Raw genomic sequence first — 17606 nt, forward strand, 5'->3', positions numbered from 1 at the left:
CCCGTCCCTGCTCGCCGCAAGACCATGGCAAGCCTTACGGCACCCGCCACAGTTTCCCGCAAAGGCCCCGATACACATAGGCACTGGAGGGTATTGCGGGGCTGCTGCCCTCTGGCTCCACGCTCACCGCCAGCTCCACCGCCTTGGCAAACACGGTTTCAGACGAGGCGCCCAGTTGCAGGTGCACGAAGGCCCCTTGCGGCAGCGGCGCCACGGGGCTGGCCTTGCCCGCCGCATCCAGCGACCACAGGTACAGCACCTGGCCGGCAGGCACCGGCACTGCGGCCACGCGCTTGATGTCCACCGTGCGGCCCTGCCGCAGGCTGGAGACGATGAGCCCTGGGCGCCCGTCGGCCAGGCCCAGCACCCCCACATAGCTTTCGGGCAATTGGGTGGAGGCCGGTGCATCAGGCCCGCCGTGCTGCGCCTGCCAGAGCGACGGCAGCAGCACCCCCACCATCAGGCCCAGCGCCAAGGCGCCCGCCGGGGCTGGCTGCAACAACCGTTTCCACCACGGCACCCGCACCCCAGGGGCAGGAAACCCCAGGCGCTGCTCAATGGCGCGCCAGGTAGCGGGTGCCGGCGCCTGGGGTGGCAGGGCCAGCAGCGCGGGCGCCATGCGCTCGTTCCAGCGCGCCACGGCTTCGGCCAGATCGGGCCGCCGCGCGAGCAGCTTCTTGAAGCGGCGGCGGGCGCCCCCCTGCAGCGTGCCCAGGGCGTACTCGCCTGCCAGCAGGTCCACGAGCCGGGGGTTCTGGTGCCATTTCATGCGCAGGACTCCATGCAGTCGCGCAGGCGCGCCAGGCTGCGGCGCATCCAGGCCTTGACCGTGCCCAGGGGGCGGGCCAGGCGCTGGGCCAGCTCGGCATGGGTGAGCCCTTCGTAGTAGACCAGCAGCAGCGCGCTGCGCGGTTCGCTGTCGATCTGGCCCATGCAGCGCCCCAGGCGCGAGCCGTCTTCCTCGGCCAGCAGCAGCTCCAGCGGCGAGCCGCCTTCGGCTGCGGCATCGTGCACCTGTTCCTCGCCATCGGCATCGCGCCAGTGCAGCGGCGTTTCGGGGCGGCGCTTGCGCAGTGCGTCGATGGCGCGGTTGCGTGTGACCACGCACAGCCACGACAGGCTCAGCGCCTGCCCCGGCGCACCGGTCTGCGGCCGGTTCCACAGGTGCACGAAGACCTCCTGCAGCACGTCTTCGGCCAGGGCGCGGTCCTGCACCACGCGCACGGCCACCGCCAGCAGGCGGCTGGCCACCAGCTGGTACAGGCGCTGGAAGGCCGATGTGTCGCGCAGCACCACGCGCGACAGCAGCTGCGCCACGGCGTCGGGCAGCCCATCGGCGGGCAATGCAGCGCCAGTCATCGTGGCACCGCGAAGAGCTGCACGGGCATGCCCGAAGCCTGTGCGAAACCGGCACGGATCTCGTCGAACGTGCCTACGCGGATGTCCTCGAAGTCACCCCAGCGCAGCGGCGGCGGCAGGTCGCCATAGACCTCGCTCGGCGCATGCAGGCAGGCGTATTCGGCTGCGGGGTTGAGCACGAAGCGCTCGTTACCCGGCAGGCGCTGCGGCTTGCCCGGCACCATGCGCGGGTCGCGCGTGAAGCGGTTGGGAAAGATGCGCTGGATGCGCCGCGTCACCGGGTCTTGCGAGTAGCAGTACACATAGCCAGGGCGCAGCACCGCGATGTCCAGGCTGGCGCTGCCGCGCTGCGGTGCACCCAACGCCACGGCCAGGGCCGCAACCTCGGGCGCCGCAGCGGGTGCAGGCGGTGGCGGGGCCGCAGTTGCGCTGGCGTCGCCGGGGGCTGGTGCTGCGGCGGGCACGGCGGCCAATGCGGCGCCCGATGCGCGCGTGGAGGCATTGCGCGGCAGCGCCTTCAGCGGGCCGCGTGGCACCTTGGCGAGCACGAAGGAGCGAAAAAAACCCTCGTCCAACGCGCCCTGGGCAGGCAGGCCGAGCGCCTGGCGGTAGCTGCGCAGCGCCGTGGCAAAGGCGGCGTCGGCCTGGTCGTCGATGGCGCCGTCGTAGTAGCGCCGCTCGCGCATGCGCTCCTTGTAGAAGGCGATGCGTTCGGCCTCGTCCATGGACAGGAACCAGTCGGCCAGCTCGCGCTGCACCTCGGCATCACTGTCGGTGGTGCCCAGGCACTGCCAGTAGGGCGCGCGAAGCAGCTTGCCCACCAGTTCCACGGCGGCCAGCTCGACCATGTTGCGCGCCGCCTGCGAGGGGCCGTCGGCGCGCGAGGTCGAGAACGAGAACACCACGCCGATGCCGGGGTTGACCAGTTGCGCCTGGCCATCGGCCGCGCTCGCGTCGCGGCTGGCCAGCACGGTGGTGTTCTTGGACGACACACCGGGCAACAGCGTCATGCTCGCAGTCTCCACCACGGCGGCGTCCAGGCCAAGCACCGAGAACTTGGTCTCGCTGCCGAAGCGCACGCCGAACACCGATTGCGCCAGCGTGGCGCCAAAGGAGCTGCCGTTCTTGAGCACCGATTCGTCGAGCTGGCTCACCGTGCCGCGGATGTTGTAGGCCGGCACCACACCGAAGGCGCTGGTGCGCTGCGCCTGCGCCAGCACCTGGGCCAGGTTCTGCTGGTCGCTGCCGAAGACCGACAGGCGCACCCCGCGCGAGCGCCGCGTCATGTCCGACACGGCCGAGGTCAGCATGTCGCGCGCCGAGATGGGCACCTTCTGCGTGGCGTCGCGAAACTCCTCCATCATCATGGTCACGTCGCGCGTGCCCATATCGAACATCATCTCGTCCATGCAGCGCAGCGCGGGCGTGAAGTTGGTGATGGTGCGCTGCGCCTTGTCCGTCGGGTTGGCCTGGGCGCGCACCTCGTTGAGGGCGGCACGGTCGGGTGCGCCGGCACAGCCGGCCAGAGCCGCCGCCAGGGCCAGCACGGCGGCCGCAGCGGCTGCGCGGCGTGCACGGCTGTGCACGGGGGAGTGGTTGAAGGTCATGGCAATCTCGGCAAAGGGGATGGGCGTGCACAGGCCAGCCCGCGGTGCGCACCCAAGCCGGTGCACGCACAGCGCGGGCTGGTGCGGGATGTCAGCGGCCTACGGGGCGGGTGTAGGAAACGCGCACCCAGCGGTCCTCGTTGCCGACGGCGTCGGTGTCCAGGTCCCAGTCATTGCCGGGGCCGGCATGCTCGCCCTCGGGCTTGGTCGGGCCTTCGGTGGGGCCCTGGCAGCGGTCTTCACCGCGCTTGACCTCCAGGCGCCAGCCAATGCCGTTGACGTTCTGGCACATGGGCTTTTTCTTCTCGATCCTTTCGCAGCCCAGGCTGTCCTGGCTGCGGCCGGTGACGTCGGTGTAGCCATTGGGGCAGCTCACGCCGTTGGTCGGGTTCTTGCCCAGGGTGTAGTGCACCGGATAGCTCGCGGGCCACAGGTGAACGATCTTCTCGGCTACGAATTTGTCGGCACCACCGGCGTTGACGACGCGTTGGTAGCGCCCTTCGTCAGGCCCGAGCAGCGCGGCCGGACCGACGGCAGTCAGGTAGCCCATGATGTCGCCCGGCAGACCCGACTGGCCCTTGAGCTTGGGCGGGCCGACCACCGGGTTCATGGCCGACGGCACGCTGGCCACGTCACCCGTCACGGCGGGCAGGCATTTGTCGGCGCCCGCCATCTGGATGGTCACGTAGTTGGGTTTGTTGGCAGGCGGGCAGATCGAGCCGCGCTCGAACACCAGGGTGACGCTGCACTTGAGCACGCCGCCGGCGCGGTTGACCTCGGTGTTGGCGGGGCATTCAGCGCGCTCGGGCACGTTGCCGGTGGCGCGCAGCAGGGAGGCCTTGTCAGCCCAGGCGGAGGTGGAAACGGCGGCACCGGCCAGGGTGAGGCAGGCGATGGCGATGGAAGAGAACTTCATGGGGGTGTCCTTCGGGAAATGGGGGAGTGCAATCGGTGAAAGGCCTTGGGTGGGAACAGGTCAGGGCTTGGGCACCACGTGCCATGCGCCGCCCATGCCGTCGCCCAGGCGGTCGCCGGCCTTGGCATCGCTGGCGTAGTAGTACAGGGGCTTGCCCTTGAAGCTCCACTGGCGCGCACCACCGGCCTCGATGACGCCGAAGTCGCCCTCGGCCTTGGCACCGGCCTTGGCTGCAAAGGCCGGCCATGCGGCCAGACAGCCGCCGCTGCAGTTGCTCTTGCCAGCAGCGTCCTTGTCGAAGGTGTAGACCGTGCGGCCGGCGGCGTCGGTGAGCACGCCCTGCTGAAAGACGGGCTGCGCCTGCGCGGTCAGCGTGGCCAGGCCCAGGAGCAGTGCGGGTGCGAAGTACTTGAGCTGTTTCATGTTGGTTCCTGTATCTCGGTAGGTCCGGTTGAAGAGCGCCACATGGCGTCCTGCTTGTGGAACGGCGCGGTGCAGCGTTTGGATGCAGGGGGCAGAAACTTTTTTTCCTGATCTCGACCTGCATCCATGCCGAGGCCCTGTGGCTCCTGCAGCACCGGGAAAATCGTAGGTTCCGCGCGCTTTGCCCGCACCCCATGAACATGGGAGGGGCGCCGCCGCGAAGATGGGATGACGCGGCGCAGGCGGGCGCTAAGATGGCGCGACGCACCCCCGCCGACCTCCCTACCCTGCCATCCATGAGCACACCCCGCTGGCGCGTCGTACTGATAGAGGACGATGCCGAGATGCGCAGATTCTTCGAAGGCTGCGTCACCGCCCACCCAGATCTGGAGCTGGCCGCTTCCTTCGGCATGCTGGCGCCTGCGCGCCGCTGGCTGGACGAGCACCCTGCCGACGTGCTGCTGACCGATCTGGCGCTGCCCGATGGCCATGGCCTGGCACTGCTGCAGCACGTGGTGCGCACGCAGCCGGCGTGCGAGGTGCTGGTGGTGTCGGTCTTCGGCGACGAGGACACCGTGATCGCCTGCGTGGAGGCCGGTGCCGTGGGCTACATACAGAAGGACTCCACCCCGGCGGACGTGGGCCGGATCATCGTCGGCGTGAAGCACGGCGAGTCGCCCATCTCGCCCATGATCGCGCGCAAGCTGCTGGCCCGGCTGCGCCAGCGGGGCGCGCGCGAGGAACCCCAGCCCCAGCCCGTGGACCCGGCACTGCCCAGCCTGGAACTCACGCCGCGCGAGTCGGACGTGCTGGAGCTGATCGCGCGCGGCTACTCGTACGCTGAGATCGCGCGCCTGCAGGACATCTCCAAGCACACGGTGCAAAGCCACATCAAGAACCTGTACAGCAAGCTGGCCGTGCACTCGCGTGGCGAAGCGGTCTTCGAGGCCAGCCGCATGGGCCTGCTGGACCGCCACCGTCGCGCCCCCTGACAGTTCACCGGCCATGCAGCGCACCCTCGGCCTGCCCGCGTCGTTCATCGGCCACCTGCTGTGCGGCCTGGTCCTTTGGAGCCTGCAGGTTCTGCCGGCGCTGGCGCAGGACGCTGCGCCGCCCCCGGGCGTGCAGGTGCTGCGCGACGCCGAACTGACGGTGCGCCTGCGCCAGAGCGCCGCCCAGACCACGACGGCCCACACACTTCCGCTGCACTGGGACGTGCTGCACCGGCGCAAGGCCGGCTGGGCCACTGCCACGCTGCGCTTCGACGCCATGGATGCACAGCGGCTGCAGCCCCAGGCCCTTCTGATCCCCCGGCTGGGCAATGCCTACCGCATCTCGCTCAACGGGATGGAACTGGCCACTGGCGGCGAACTGCTGCTGCCCAACGACGGCTGGACCGGCCGGCGCCCGCTGTGGATCCGGCTGCCGGGCACGCTGCTGCAGGCGCACAACGTGCTGGAGATCCACATCCGTGCGGACTATCTGCGGCGCGCCGGCATCTCGTCCGTGCAGTTCGGGCCGGAGGCGGCGCTGCAGGGCACCTGGCACGCGCTGGAGTGGCAGCGCGTGACGCTGCCGCGCGCGGTCTCGCTGTTCAGCCTGGTGGTGGGCATCTTCTGCCTGCTGCTGTGGTGGCAGCAGCGCCAGGCGCTGTATGCGTTTGCGGCGCTGTGCGAGCTGGCATGGGCCTGCCGCGTCACCGCAGCCTGGCTGGAGGAGATCTTTCTGGCCTGGCCCGCCTGGTTCCAGGCCGTTCAGGGCCTGTTCTGGACCGGCTGCCTTGCCACCTACTGGCTCACGCGCACCGTCTGGGGGCCCCGGCCACGGGCAGAGCTGTATGTCGCGTCAGCGATCTTCGTGCTGTGCCCTTTTGCTGTAGCCGGCGGTGCCGACTGGGTGCTGGGCTGGACCGTCGTGCTGGTCGTGGCCTGGGCCGCACTGGTCCTGCGGCTGGGCTGGGAGTGCAGGCTCACCCGCGACAGCCCGCGGCTGTGGATGCTGGTGGCCCTCGGTGTCTGCTGGGCGGCCCTGGTGCGCGACATCGCGGCCGCACGCCTGGCGCCTGCACAGTACATGGACGGCGGCTGGACGCAATGGGCAGCCGCCTTCGCTGGCGTGGCCGTGCTGGCCATCGTGGGGCAACGCTTTCAGCAGGCGCGCAATGCGCTGATCAACCTCACGGCGTCGCTGGAGCAGCGCGTTCTGCAGCGCGAGGAGAAGCTGGCCGAGCAGCACCAGGCGCTGCGCAAGCTCGAGCGCATCAGCGCCAAGTCCGAGGAGCGCGCACGCATCCTGCGCGACATGCACGACGGCGCGGGCGCCCACCTGATCACGGCCATGCGCCAGCTCGAAGGCGGGGTGGCATCGCAGGCCGAGGTGATGCAGACGCTGCGCGAGTCGCTGGACCAGTTGCGCCTGTCGGTGGACGCGATGTCCTTGCCCAACGGCGACGTCAACGCACTGCTGGCCAGCCTGCGTTTCCGCCTGGAGCAGCGCATCCGCGATTCGGGTCTGGAGCTGCTGTGGGACGTGGAGCTGCTGCCCCTGTGGCCCGACAGCAGCGAGGAGGCCATGCGCCACCTGCAGTACATCGTGTTCGAGGCCATCTCCAACGTGCTGCAACACGCCCACGCGCGGCAGCTGGCACTGACCGCCCGCGCCGACGGCCAGGCCATCACCATCCACCTGCGCGACAACGGCGTGGGCAGGCAGGACGGCGCCTGCGGCAATGGCCTGCGCACCATGCACGAACGCGCCGCCCTGATCGGTGCCGTGCTGGAGCTGCGCCAGGAAGGCGACGCGGGCACCACGGTGTGCCTGTCCTTGCCGCTGGGCGCGCCTGCACCTGCACAGGCCTGATACCCTCGGCAATCCCCGGCCATCGGCCATGAAAAAGGGGCCCGAAGGCCCCCTGAAGAGTCAGGACCTGACGGCCCCCTACTCCATCAATCCGCCTGCTTGCGCAGGAAGGCCGGGATTTCCAGGTCGTCCATGCCGCCCGAGGACAGCGCGTCCACGCGGGCGGCGGCCTGCGTGCGGTTGGTGCGCCACACGCTGGGCACCGACATGCTGCCGTAGTCGGCCTGCGAGCTGCTGCTGCCGCCATGGCCGGTCTGGCCCGAGGGCACGCCCATGGCACTGCCCATCGCACCGGCAACGCCTGCCACGGGGATCTGGTAGGCCATGTTGTCGGTGCCGGTGCGCAGGCCGCCCTGCACCACCGAGATGGGCTGGCGGCGGGCGTTCTGGCGCGACAGGCCGGTCGCGACCACGGTCACACGGATCTCGTCGCCCAGGGTGTCGTCGTAGGCGGCGCCAAAGATCACGTGCGCATCCTTGGACGCGTAGGCGTTGATGGTGTTCATCGCCAGGCGCGACTCGGACAGCTTGAGGCTGCCCTTGCTGGCCGTGACCAGCACCAGCACACCCTTGGCACCCGACAGGTCGATGCCTTCGAGCAGCGGGCAGGCGATGGCCTGCTCGGCTGCGATGCGGGCGCGGTCGGGGCCGCTGGCCGTGGCCGTGCCCATCATGGCCTTGCCGGGCTCGCCCATCACGGTGCGCACGTCTTCGAAGTCGACGTTCACCTGGCCGTACTCGTTGATGATTTCGGCAATGCCGCCCACGGCGTTCTTGAGCACGTCGTTGGCGTGCGCGAAGGCTTCGTCCTGGGTGATGTCGTCGCCCAGCACTTCCAGCAGCTTCTCATTGAGCACGACGATCAGCGAATCGACGTTGGCTTCGAGTTCGGCCAGGCCGTTGTCGGCGTTGGTCATGCGGCGCCCGCCCTCCCAGTCGAAGGGCTTGGTGACCACGCCCACGGTGAGGATGCCCATTTCCTTGGCGATGCGCGCGATCACGGGCGCTGCGCCCGTGCCCGTGCCGCCGCCCATGCCGGCGGTGATGAACAGCATGTGCGCGCCGTCGATGGCCGCGCGGATGTCCTCGGCTGCGGCTTCGGCTGCGTCACGGCCCTTGTCGGGCTTGCTGCCGGCGCCCAGGCCGCTGGCACCGAGCTGGATCACGCTGTGCGCGGAGCTGCGCGTGAGGGCCTGCGCATCGGTATTGGCACAGACGAATTCCACGCCCTGCACACTGCGGGCGATCATGTGCTCGACGGCGTTGCTGCCGCCGCCGCCCACGCCGATCACCTTGATCTGGGTGCCCTGGTTGAAAGTTTCGGCTTCGATCATTTCGATGGACATGTTGGAGCTCCTGGTTCTGTCTTCGTACGCAATTGCAAAATGGGGTTCGGTGTTGTCTGGTGGCGCGGGCGGCATGGCGGTCCTGTGCATCGCCATCGCCCGCCGGGCATTCGTGGGCCTGCGCGCGCAAATCGGTGGCACTGGTTCATGGTCATCAAAAGTTCCCCACGATGAAGTCCTTGAACCGGCCGAACGCGGTTTTCATGGAGCCGCTCTTCTGGGCCACCTTGAAGCCGCGCAGGCGCGCCAGGCGCGCCTCTTCGAGCAGGCCCATCACGGTCGACGCACGGGGCTGGGCCACCATGTCCGACAGCGCGCTCGAATACTTGGGGATGCCGCGGCGCACGGGCTTGAGGAAGATGTCTTCCCCGAGTTCGATCATGCCGGGCATGACGGCACTGCCGCCCGTGAGCACGATGCCCGAGGACAGCACTTCTTCATAGCCCGACTCGCGGATCACCTGCTGCACCAGCGAGAAAATCTCCTCCACCCGCGGCTCGATCACGCCGGCCAGGGCCTGCTTGCTCAGCATGCGGGGGCTGCGGTCACCGAGGCCTGGCACTTCCACCTGGCTCTCGGGGTCGGCCAGCAGCTGCTTGGCGTAGCCGCTCTCGACCTTGATGTCCTCGGCATCCTTCGTTGGCGTGCGCAGCGCCATGGCGATGTCGCTGGTGATCAGGTCGCCCGCGATCGGTATCACCGCCGTGTGGCGGATGGCGCCCCCGGTGAAGATGGCCACGTCAGTCGTGCCGGCACCGATGTCGACCACCACCACGCCGAGCTCGCGCTCGTCGTCGGTCAGCACGGCCTGGCTCGATGCGAGCGGGTTGAGCAGCAGTTGCTCGACCTCCAGCCCGCAGCGGCGCACGCACTTGATGATGTTCTCGGCCGCGCTCTGGGCACCGGTCACGATGTGGATCTTGGCCTCCAGGCGGATGCCGCTCATGCCGATGGGCTCCTTGACGTCCTGCCCGTCGATCACGAACTCCTGCGGCTCCACCAGCAGCAAGCGCTGGTCGGACGAGATGTTGATGGCCTTGGCCGTCTCCACCACGCGGGCCACGTCGGCCGAGGTGACTTCCTTGTCCTTGACGGCCACCATGCCGCTGGAATTGAGGCCGCGAATGTGGCTGCCGGTGATGCCGGTGTACACGCGCTGGATCTTGCAGTCGGCCATCAGCTCTGCCTCCTTGAGCGCCTGCTGGATGCTCTGCACCGTGGCGTCGATGTTGACCACCACGCCACGCTTCAAGCCATTGCTCGGGGCCACGCCCAGGCCTGCGAGCTTGAGCTCGCCATTGGGCAGGACTTCGGCCACCACCGCCATGATCTTGGCTGTGCCGATGTCCAGGCCGACCACCACGTCTTTGTATTCTCTAGCCATATTCAGTCACTGCCCTTCGTTGTTCTGTTGCGCCGGCTGCGGGTTCGTTCATGCATGGTGGCTACCTCCGGGGGGCGGCAACTGCGGCCGCCTCCGTGGTGGTCACGCCCTTGAGGCGCAGCGCATACCCCCCCGCGTGCCGCAGGTCCGCCGATTCGAGGGCGTCCACCCGGCGCTTGTACTGGGCCGCCACCTGGGTCAGCGTGCGCGCAAAGCGCTTGGCACGGGCCACCACCTCTTGCGGTGTGCCGCCTCCCAGCTCCACCACCGCCCCGGTGTCCAGCGTGGCGCGCCAGCCGCCCCGGCCGGTCAATGCCAGCTCTTCCATGTCCATGCCCAGCGGTTCGAACACCGGCTGCAGCAGGCCGTACATCTGCAGCACCTCGCCCGAACTGCCGCCCGGCCCCTGCAGGCGCGGCAGGCCGTCCTGGTCCACGTCGCCGACATTGGCCTCGAACACCTCGCCCTGCGTGTTGACCATGGCCGAACCCGACTCGGGCCCCCAGTACGCCACGGCGTCGTGCTCTTCGAGCACCACGTGCAGGCTGCCCGGGAACTCACGCCGTACCGACGCCTTGCGCACCCAGGGCACCTGCTCGAAGGCTTCGCGCGCCTTGCGCAGGTCCACCGTGAAGAAGTTGCCCACCAGGTGCGGCGCCACGTTGGCCCGCAGGGTGACGGCGTTGTTGTGCACCAGCTCGCCCTGCACCACGATGCGGGCGATGGCAAAGCCCGGGTAGCGCAGCACCCACCAGGCCCCCGCTGCCAGCACGAGCATGGCGCAGCCCACGAACAGGACCGATGCGGTCATGTTCATGAGCTTGACGTCCAGCGGTGCGGGCAGCGTGTTGTTCATCAGGTTCCCAGGGTGCTGCCGGCGGGCGTGTCCATGGTGGCCGTGGCCAGCACCCCCACGCACAGGTCTTCGTAGCTGATGCCCGAGGCACGTGCCGACATGGGCACGAGCGAGTGCCCGGTCATGCCGGGCGAGGTGTTGATCTCCAGCAGGAAGGGCTGGCGGTCGCTGGCGCGGATCATGATGTCCGCACGCGCCCAGCCGCGGCAGCCCAGCGAGCGGAATGCTGCCACCACCAGGCGCTGGATCTCGCGCTCTTCGGCCTCGGGCAGGCCGCTCGGGCAGTGGTACTGGGTGACGTCGGTGAAATACTTGTTCTGGTAGTCGTAGTTGCCTTCGGGCGCCACGATGCGGATCACCGGCAGCGCATAGGCGCCAGCCCCCTCGCCCAGGATCGGGCAGGTGGTTTCCTCACCCTCGATGAACTGCTCGCACAGCACTTCAGGGTCGTAGCGCGAAGCCAGGGCATAGGCCTGTGCACACTGCTCAGGCGAGGTGACCTTGGTCAGGCCGATGGTGGAGCCCTCGCGCGAGGGCTTGACGATCATCGGGGCGCCCAGCGCCGCCAGCGCGTCCGTGGTCTCGGCCACGCTGCCCACCAGGCGCCAGTCGGGCGTGGGCAGGCCTTCGGCGCGCCAGATGCGCTTGGTCATGATCTTGTCCACCGCGATGCTCGAGGCCATCACGCCCGGGCCGGTGTAAGGGATGCGCAGCAGCTCCAGCGCGCCCTGTACCGTGCCGTCCTCGCCATGGCGGCCATGCAGTGCGATGAAGCAGCGCGCATAGCCGTCTCTGCGCAGCTCGCCCAGGTCGTTCTGCGAGGGATCGAAGGCATGCGCGTCCACGCCGCGCGAGCGCAGCGCCTGCAGCACACCGGTGCCGGACATCAACGACACCTCGCGCTCGGCGGACGCGCCACCCATCAGCACGGCGACCTTGCCCAGTGCCTTCACATCGATGTTGGAACCCAGTTTCGTCGTCATCGTCATGTCGCGCTCCCCGCCAGCGCCTTGTGGTTGGATTGGTTGTTGTTCTGCAGCATGTCGACCACCTTGGCCGGCACGGCACCGATGGAGCCTGCTCCCATGCACATCACCACGTCGCCGTTGCGCGCGTTGTCGGCAATGGCCTGGGGCAGCTCGACCACGTCGTCCACGAAGACCGGCTCCACGCGCCCGGCGACGCGCAGTGCGCGTGCGAGCGAACGGCCATCGGCCGCCACCACGGGGGCCTCGCCTGCGGCATAGACCTCGGTGAGCAGCACGGCATCGGCGTTGCCGATGACCTTCACGAAATCCTCGAAGCAGTCGCGCGTGCGGCTGTAGCGGTGCGGCTGAAAGGCCAGCACCAGGCGCCGCCCGGGGAAGGCGCCACGCGCCGCCGCCAGCGTTGCGGCCATCTCCACCGGGTGGTGGCCGTAGTCGTCGATGACGGTGAAGCTGCCGCCGTCCCTGGCGGGCAGGTCGCCATAGCTCTGGAAGCGCCGGCCCACGCCCTTGAAGCCGGCGAGCGCACGCTGCACGGCCTCGTCGGGGATGTTGAGCTCCACCGCCACGGCAATCGCCGAGAGCGCGTTGAGCACGTTGTGCTCGCCCGCGAGGTTGAGCACGATCTCCATGTCGGGCAGGGTGACGCCGTTGCGCCGCTGCACGGTGAAGCGCATCTGGCCCGCCTCGGCGCGCACGTTGATGGCACGCACCTGGGCGTCCTCGGAAAAGCCGTAGCTCGTGATCGGGCAGGTCACGCTCTGCAGGATGTCGCGCACCGCCGGGCTGTCCACGCACAGGATGGCCGTGCCGTAGAAAGGCATGCGGTGCAGGAAGTCGACGAAGGCGCCCTTGAGCCGGCCGAAGTCGTGCCCGTAGGTTTCCATGTGGTCGGCATCGATGTTGGTCACCACCGCCATCACCGGCAGCAGGTTCAGGAACGAGGCGTCGGACTCGTCGGCCTCGACCACGATGTAGTCGCCGCTGCCCAGCTTGGCATTGGCACCGGCGCTGTTCAGGCGCCCACCGATCACGAAGGTGGGGTCCAGCCCCGCCTCGGCCAGCACGCTGGTGACCAGGCTGGTGGTGGTGGTCTTGCCGTGCGTGCCGGCAATCGCGATGCCTTGCTTGAGGCGCATCAGCTCGGCCAGCATCAGCGCGCGCGGCACCACGGGGATGCGCTTGTCGCGCGCGGCCAGCACCTCGGGGTTGTCGGCCGTGACGGCGGTGGAAGTGACCACGGCGTCGGCGCCGTCGATGTGCGCGGCCGCATGGCCCAGGCAGGTCTTGATGCCCAGGCCCTGCAGCCGGCGCAGGGTGGCGCTGTCGGCCAGGTCCGAGCCGGAGATGCGGTAGCCCAGGTTGAACAGCACCTCGGCGATGCCGCTCATGCCGGCGCCCCCGAGGCCTACGAAATGGATGTGGCGAATGGCGTGCTTCATGGTGTTGCAAGCTCCTCGCAGGCAGTCACCACCTCATGGGTGGCGTTGGTTTTTTGCATTTTCTTGGCTTCTGTGGCCCGGTGCAGCAGCTCCGGGCGCTCTGTGTTGCGCAGCACCGCCGCCAGGCCCTGGGCCGTGAGCTCGCGCTGCGGCACCAGCCAGCCGCCCTCGCTGGCCACGAGGAACCGGGCGTTGGTGGTCTGGTGGTCGTCTACCGCCGAGGGGAAAGGCACGAACAGGGCGGCCGCGCCCACGGCGGCGATCTCGGTCACGGTGCTGGCGCCCGCGCGGCAGACGATGATGTCGGCCTGCGCAAACGCGCTGGCGGTGTCGTCGATGAAGGGGGTCAGTTCGGCCTCGACGCCTGCGGCGGCATAGTGGGCGCGCAGCGCGTCGATCTGGGTGGCGCCGCTCTGGTGCGTCACCACGGGCCGGTTCTCGGACGGGATGAGGGCCAGCGCCTGCGGCACGATCTCGTTGAGCGCACGCGCGCCCAGGCTGCCACCCACCACCAGCAGGCGCAGCGGGCCGCTGCGGCCGGCAAACCGCTCGGCCGGCTCGCCCTGGCGGGTGAACGGGGCGCGCAGCGGGTTGCCCACCCACCGGCCCTTCTTGAAGACATTCGGGAAGGCGGTGAACACCCGGTCGGCCACGCCGGCCAGCACCTTGTTGGCCATGCCGGCCACGGAGTTCTGCTCGTGCAGCACCAGCGGCTTGCCGCACAGCACGGCCATCATGCCGCCCGGAAAGGTGATGTAGCCCCCGAGGCCCACCACCACGTCGGGCTTCACGCGGCGCACCACCTGCAGCGCCTGCCAGAAGGCGCGCAGCAGGCGCAGCGGCAGCAGGGCCAGGGTGACCAGGCCCTTGCCGCGCACACCCGAAAAATCGATGGTTTCCAGCGCAAAGCCCTGCGCGGGCACGATGCGCGACTCCATGCTGCCGGGCGCACCCAGCCAGTGCACGCGCCAGCCGCGCGCACGCAGCTCCTCGGCCACGGCCAGGCCGGGGAAGATATGGCCGCCGGTGCCACCGGCCATGATGAGGGCAGTCTTGGGCGCCGTCATACGCGACCTCCGCGCATCATGTGTTTGTTCTCGTAATCGACGCGGAGCACCACCGCAATCGCCACCAGATTCATCAGGATGGCCGAGCCCCCAAAGCTCATCAGCGGCAAGGTCAGCCCCTTGGTGGGCAGCGCCCCCAGGTTCACGCCCATGTTGATGAAGGCCTGGAAGCCGATCCAGATCGCCACGCCCTGGGCAACCAGGCCGGCAAAAACGCGGTCCAGCGCGATCGCCTGGCGCCCGATGTGCATGATGCGGCGCGTCATCCACAGGAACAGCACGATGAGCACCAGTACACCCACCAGGCCGAATTCCTCGCCGATCACGGCCAGCAGGAAGTCGGTGTGCGCCTCGGGCAGCCAGTGCAGCTTCTCGACGCTGCCGCCCAGGCCCACGCCGAAGATTTCGCCGCGCCCGATGGCGATCAGCGAGTGCGACAGCTGGTAACCCTTGCCCAGTGCATGCTGTTCGCTGAAGGGGTCGAGGTAGGCGAACACCCGCTCGCGGCGCCAGGGCGAGCTGGCGATCATCAGGGCAAAGGCGCCTACCAGCACCCCAGCGATCAGGAAGAACATGCGCGCGTTGACGCCGCCCAGGAACAGGATGCCCATGGCGATCACCGCCACCACCATGAAGGCCCCCATGTCGGGCTCGGCCAGCAGCAGCACGCCCACGATGGCCACGGCAGCGCCCATGGGCAGCACGGCGCGGAAGAACCGTTCCTTGACCTCCATCTTGCGCACCATGTAGTCGGCGGCATAGATGAGCACGGCGAACTTGGCCACCTCGGAGGGCTGGAAGCCCACCGGCCCGATGGACAGCCAGCGCCGGGCCCCGTTGACCACCTTGCCCACGCCCGGAATCAGCACGGCCACCAGCAGCAGCAGCGCCGCCACGAAGAGCCAGGGCGCCGCGCGCTCCCAGAGCTTCATGGGCACCTGGAAGGTCAGCAGCGCCGCGACAAAACCCACCACGAGGTACATCACATGGCGGGTAAGGAAATGCGTGGGCGCGTAGTTGGCGAAGCGCGGGTTGTCCGGCATGGCAATCGATGCCGAATACACCATCACCAACCCCCAGGCGAGCAGTGCCACCACCACCCACAACAGGGCCTGGTCAAAGCCCAGCACGCTCGCGGGTGTGGTGGTCGACTGGCGGTATTCGGTGCCGCCCACGCGCACGGGCAGCACCTCGCCGGCCTTGCCGCTGAGGCGGCCGAGCCAGCCGGCCAGGCGTTGCGGGAAGCTGATGGGGGCGCTGGCGCTGCTTGCAGCCATCACATGCCCTCCAGGGATTGGCCGGCGTCCTGCGCCATGGCCAGCACCGTGTCGCAGAACACACGCGCGCGGTGTTCGTAGCCGGTGAACATGTCGAAGCTCGCGCAGGCGGGCGACATCAGCACCGCATCGCCCGAACGCGCGCGCTGCGCGGCCTGGTGCACGGCCTCGGGCAGCGTGGCCGCATCGAGCAGCGGCACGCCGGCCTCGTGCAGGGCCGTGCGGATCAGCGGCGCGTCACGCCCGATGAGCACCACGGCGCGGGCATAGCGCGCCACGGGCGTGGCCAAGGGCGCGAAATCCTGGCCCTTGCCGTCGCCGCCCAGGATCAGCACGATGCGCCGGTCAGCCCCCAGGCCGTTGAGCGCGGCCACAGTGGCACCCACGTTGGTGCCCTTGCTGTCGTCGAAATACTCCACACCGTCGATCAAGGCCACGGGCTCCACGCGGTGCGGCTCGCCCCGGTACTCGCGCAGGCCGAACAGCATGGCCGACAGCGTGCAGCCTGCCGACGATGCGAGCGCCAGCGCCGCCAGGGCGTTGGAGGCGTTGTGGCGCCCGCGGATACGCAGTGCGTCGGCGGGCATCAGGCGCTGGATGTGCAAGTCTTCCTCGTCCATCGCAACAGCGGCGGCCGCTGCATCGCCCTGTGCCGGCACCACGGCACGGCGGCGCGTGCTGCGCTTGCGCGTTTCGTCGGCCTCCAGGGCTCGCACCAGCCAGGGCATGCCGCCCACGATCTCCATGCCGAAGTCGCCAGGGCGCCGGGGCATGTCGATGCCGAAGCTCAGGTGCTCGCGCAGCGGCACCTTCGCGGGCTGCTTGCTGCGCGAGGTCGGTACGGATTTGCCGGATGCCGCCAGTGCAGCAGCCTGCGCTGCCTGGGCCGCAGCAGCAGAAGCCGAGCCCAGCATGTCCATGACGGTGGGGTCGTCCCGGTTGAGCACCATCAGCGCCGTGTCGCCGAAGATGCGTGCCTTGGCGCCGGCATAGGCGGCAATGTCGCCATGCCAGTCCAGGTGGTCCTGCGTGATGTTGAGCACGGTGGCGGCCGTGGGCTCGAAGCCCGTGGCGCCATCGAGCTGGAAGCTTGAAAGCTCCAGCACCCAGACTTCGGGCAGGGTATCGGCGTCGATGTGCCCGGCCAGGGTGTCGAGCAGGGTGGGGCCGATGTTGCCGGCCACGGCCACGGTCTTGCCGGCGCGCTCCACCAGTTGGCCGGTGAGCGAGGTGACGGTGGTCTTGCCGTTGGTGCCGGTGATGGCCAGCACCGCCGGCGCGTAGCCGTGCGATGCGCGCAGGTACTGCAGCGCTGCGGCATACAGGCCCAGCTCGCCGCCCGTGGCCAGGCCGATGGCCTGAGCCGCCGCCCAGACCGGCGCCACCGTGGCCGGGCTCAGGCCGGGCGAGCGGTAGACGGCATGCACGCCAGCGCCGCCTTCGACCAGACTGGCATCGAACGGACCAGCCACGAAACGCACGCCGGGCAGTTCGCGCTGCAGCACCGCCAGTTGGGGCGGCGCGGCGCGGGTATCGGCCACGGTGACGGTGGCGCCGCAGCGCACGCACCAGCGTGCCATGGCCAGGCCCGAGGCGCCCAGGCCCAGCACCAGAAAGTGCTTGCCCTCATAGGGCAGCATGCCCTCACCCGGCCGGCCCAGGGGTTGCGCTGGCTCGGCCTCGCCATCGGGCGCGTCCACGGGCATGGCCAACAGCGGCGATGGCTCTGTCGTGTCTGGCGCATTCACCTCGGCAAAGATCTGTGCCACGAAATCAGCGGCTGCCTTGGCGGCCGAAATGGCGGGGGCCACATAGCCATCGGCAGCTGGCACCGCAGAAGGCGCAGGGACGGCTGCGGCGTCCGGCGTAGGTTCGGGCTCTGCGGCGGGTTCGTCGCCGTGAACCGCTTCGACCGGCGTTTCTCCGGGCAAGGCAACCGACTCGGCACCGGCCTCATCCACGCGCTCTTGCGGCACAACAGCCTCCTCACCGCCTGGCACAGGCAGGCCATCGCCTGCCGATGGGGGCAGGTGATCGACGGGCTCGGTGCCGCTGGCGTGGGGATCGTGGGGCGTGGTCGTCAT

At 69.3% G+C, this 17606-nt stretch carries 15 protein-coding genes; 2 read left to right on the forward strand and 13 right to left on the reverse strand.

Annotated elements, in window-relative coordinates:
- Positions 1 to 34 precede the first annotated feature (34 nt).
- From ASE28_RS08630 to ASE28_RS08650, 5 genes are all read right to left on the reverse strand, one after another.
- Positions 35 to 769, reverse strand: a complete 735-nt coding sequence (locus tag ASE28_RS08630; RefSeq protein WP_057266237.1) for an anti-sigma factor domain-containing protein — start codon at positions 767 to 769, stop codon at positions 35 to 37.
- Positions 766 to 1359, reverse strand: coding sequence for a sigma-70 family RNA polymerase sigma factor (locus tag ASE28_RS08635; protein ID WP_082607996.1), 594 nt, complete (start codon positions 1357 to 1359; stop codon positions 766 to 768). Before ASE28_RS08635 ends, ASE28_RS08630 begins: the two co-directional genes overlap by 4 nt.
- A complete protein-coding gene (locus ASE28_RS08640) occupies positions 1356 to 2966 on the reverse strand; it encodes a DUF4384 domain-containing protein (protein WP_057200168.1) in 1611 nt (536 codons plus the stop codon). The genes ASE28_RS08635 and ASE28_RS08640 overlap by 4 nt, the downstream gene beginning before the upstream one ends.
- Positions 2967 to 3057: 91 nt before the next feature.
- Entirely contained in the window at positions 3058 to 3882 is an 825-nt protein-coding gene (locus ASE28_RS08645) for a hypothetical protein (RefSeq protein WP_057266244.1), read from the reverse strand.
- A gap of 60 nt (positions 3883 to 3942) precedes the next feature.
- Positions 3943 to 4305 carry a hypothetical protein gene (locus ASE28_RS08650; RefSeq protein ID WP_057266246.1) on the reverse strand — a complete coding sequence of 121 codons (363 nt, stop codon included), beginning with the start codon at positions 4303 to 4305 and terminating at the stop codon, positions 3943 to 3945.
- A gap of 296 nt (positions 4306 to 4601) precedes the next feature.
- Here ASE28_RS08650 and ASE28_RS08655 point away from each other — a divergent pair, with 296 nt between their 5' ends.
- Both ASE28_RS08655 and ASE28_RS08660 read left to right on the forward strand, forming a co-directional pair.
- Positions 4602 to 5297: a response regulator transcription factor gene (locus ASE28_RS08655; protein ID WP_057266248.1), complete on the forward strand. Its 696-nt coding sequence runs from the start codon at positions 4602 to 4604 to the stop codon at positions 5295 to 5297.
- A 13-nt stretch (positions 5298 to 5310) separates the two neighbouring features.
- A complete protein-coding gene (locus ASE28_RS08660) occupies positions 5311 to 7164 on the forward strand; it encodes an ATP-binding protein (RefSeq protein WP_057266250.1) in 1854 nt (617 codons plus the stop codon).
- Between the two features lie 86 nt (positions 7165 to 7250).
- On the opposite strand, the gene ftsZ is transcribed toward ASE28_RS08660, so the two are convergent.
- The 8 genes from ftsZ to murD all read right to left on the reverse strand — a co-directional run bounded on the left by ftsZ (position 7251) and on the right by murD (position 17606).
- The gene (gene ftsZ, locus ASE28_RS08665; protein WP_057266252.1) at positions 7251 to 8510 is read right to left on the reverse strand and encodes a cell division protein FtsZ; all 1260 of its coding nucleotides are present in this window, start codon (positions 8508 to 8510) and stop codon (positions 7251 to 7253) included.
- A gap of 154 nt (positions 8511 to 8664) precedes the next feature.
- Positions 8665 to 9894, reverse strand: a complete 1230-nt coding sequence (gene ftsA / locus ASE28_RS08670; protein WP_057200162.1) for a cell division protein FtsA — start codon at positions 9892 to 9894, stop codon at positions 8665 to 8667.
- 61 nt (positions 9895 to 9955) lie between these two features.
- On the reverse strand, positions 9956 to 10750 hold the full coding sequence (locus ASE28_RS08675) for a cell division protein FtsQ/DivIB (protein ID WP_057266254.1): 795 nt from the start codon (positions 10748 to 10750) through the stop codon (positions 9956 to 9958).
- Positions 10750 to 11739 (reverse strand): D-alanine--D-alanine ligase, encoded by a 990-nt coding sequence (locus ASE28_RS08680; protein WP_057200160.1) that lies wholly within the window; start codon positions 11737 to 11739, stop codon positions 10750 to 10752. Before ASE28_RS08680 ends, ASE28_RS08675 begins: the two co-directional genes overlap by 1 nt.
- The gene (gene murC, locus ASE28_RS08685) at positions 11736 to 13178 is read right to left on the reverse strand and encodes a UDP-N-acetylmuramate--L-alanine ligase (protein WP_057266256.1); all 1443 of its coding nucleotides are present in this window, start codon (positions 13176 to 13178) and stop codon (positions 11736 to 11738) included. The genes ASE28_RS08680 and murC overlap by 4 nt, the downstream gene beginning before the upstream one ends.
- On the reverse strand, positions 13175 to 14245 hold the full coding sequence (gene murG / locus ASE28_RS08690; RefSeq protein WP_057266258.1) for an undecaprenyldiphospho-muramoylpentapeptide beta-N-acetylglucosaminyltransferase: 1071 nt from the start codon (positions 14243 to 14245) through the stop codon (positions 13175 to 13177). Before murG ends, murC begins: the two co-directional genes overlap by 4 nt.
- A complete protein-coding gene (gene ftsW, locus ASE28_RS08695) occupies positions 14242 to 15522 on the reverse strand; it encodes a putative lipid II flippase FtsW (protein WP_057200157.1) in 1281 nt (426 codons plus the stop codon). Before ftsW ends, murG begins: the two co-directional genes overlap by 4 nt.
- On the reverse strand, positions 15522 to 17606 hold the full coding sequence (gene murD, locus ASE28_RS08700; protein ID WP_082607997.1) for a UDP-N-acetylmuramoyl-L-alanine--D-glutamate ligase: 2085 nt from the start codon (positions 17604 to 17606) through the stop codon (positions 15522 to 15524). The genes ftsW and murD overlap by 1 nt, the downstream gene beginning before the upstream one ends.

The sequence above is a fragment of the Acidovorax sp. Root219 genome (genome assembly GCF_001428665.1).
Taxonomy (GTDB): domain Bacteria; phylum Pseudomonadota; class Gammaproteobacteria; order Burkholderiales; family Burkholderiaceae_C; genus Acidovorax.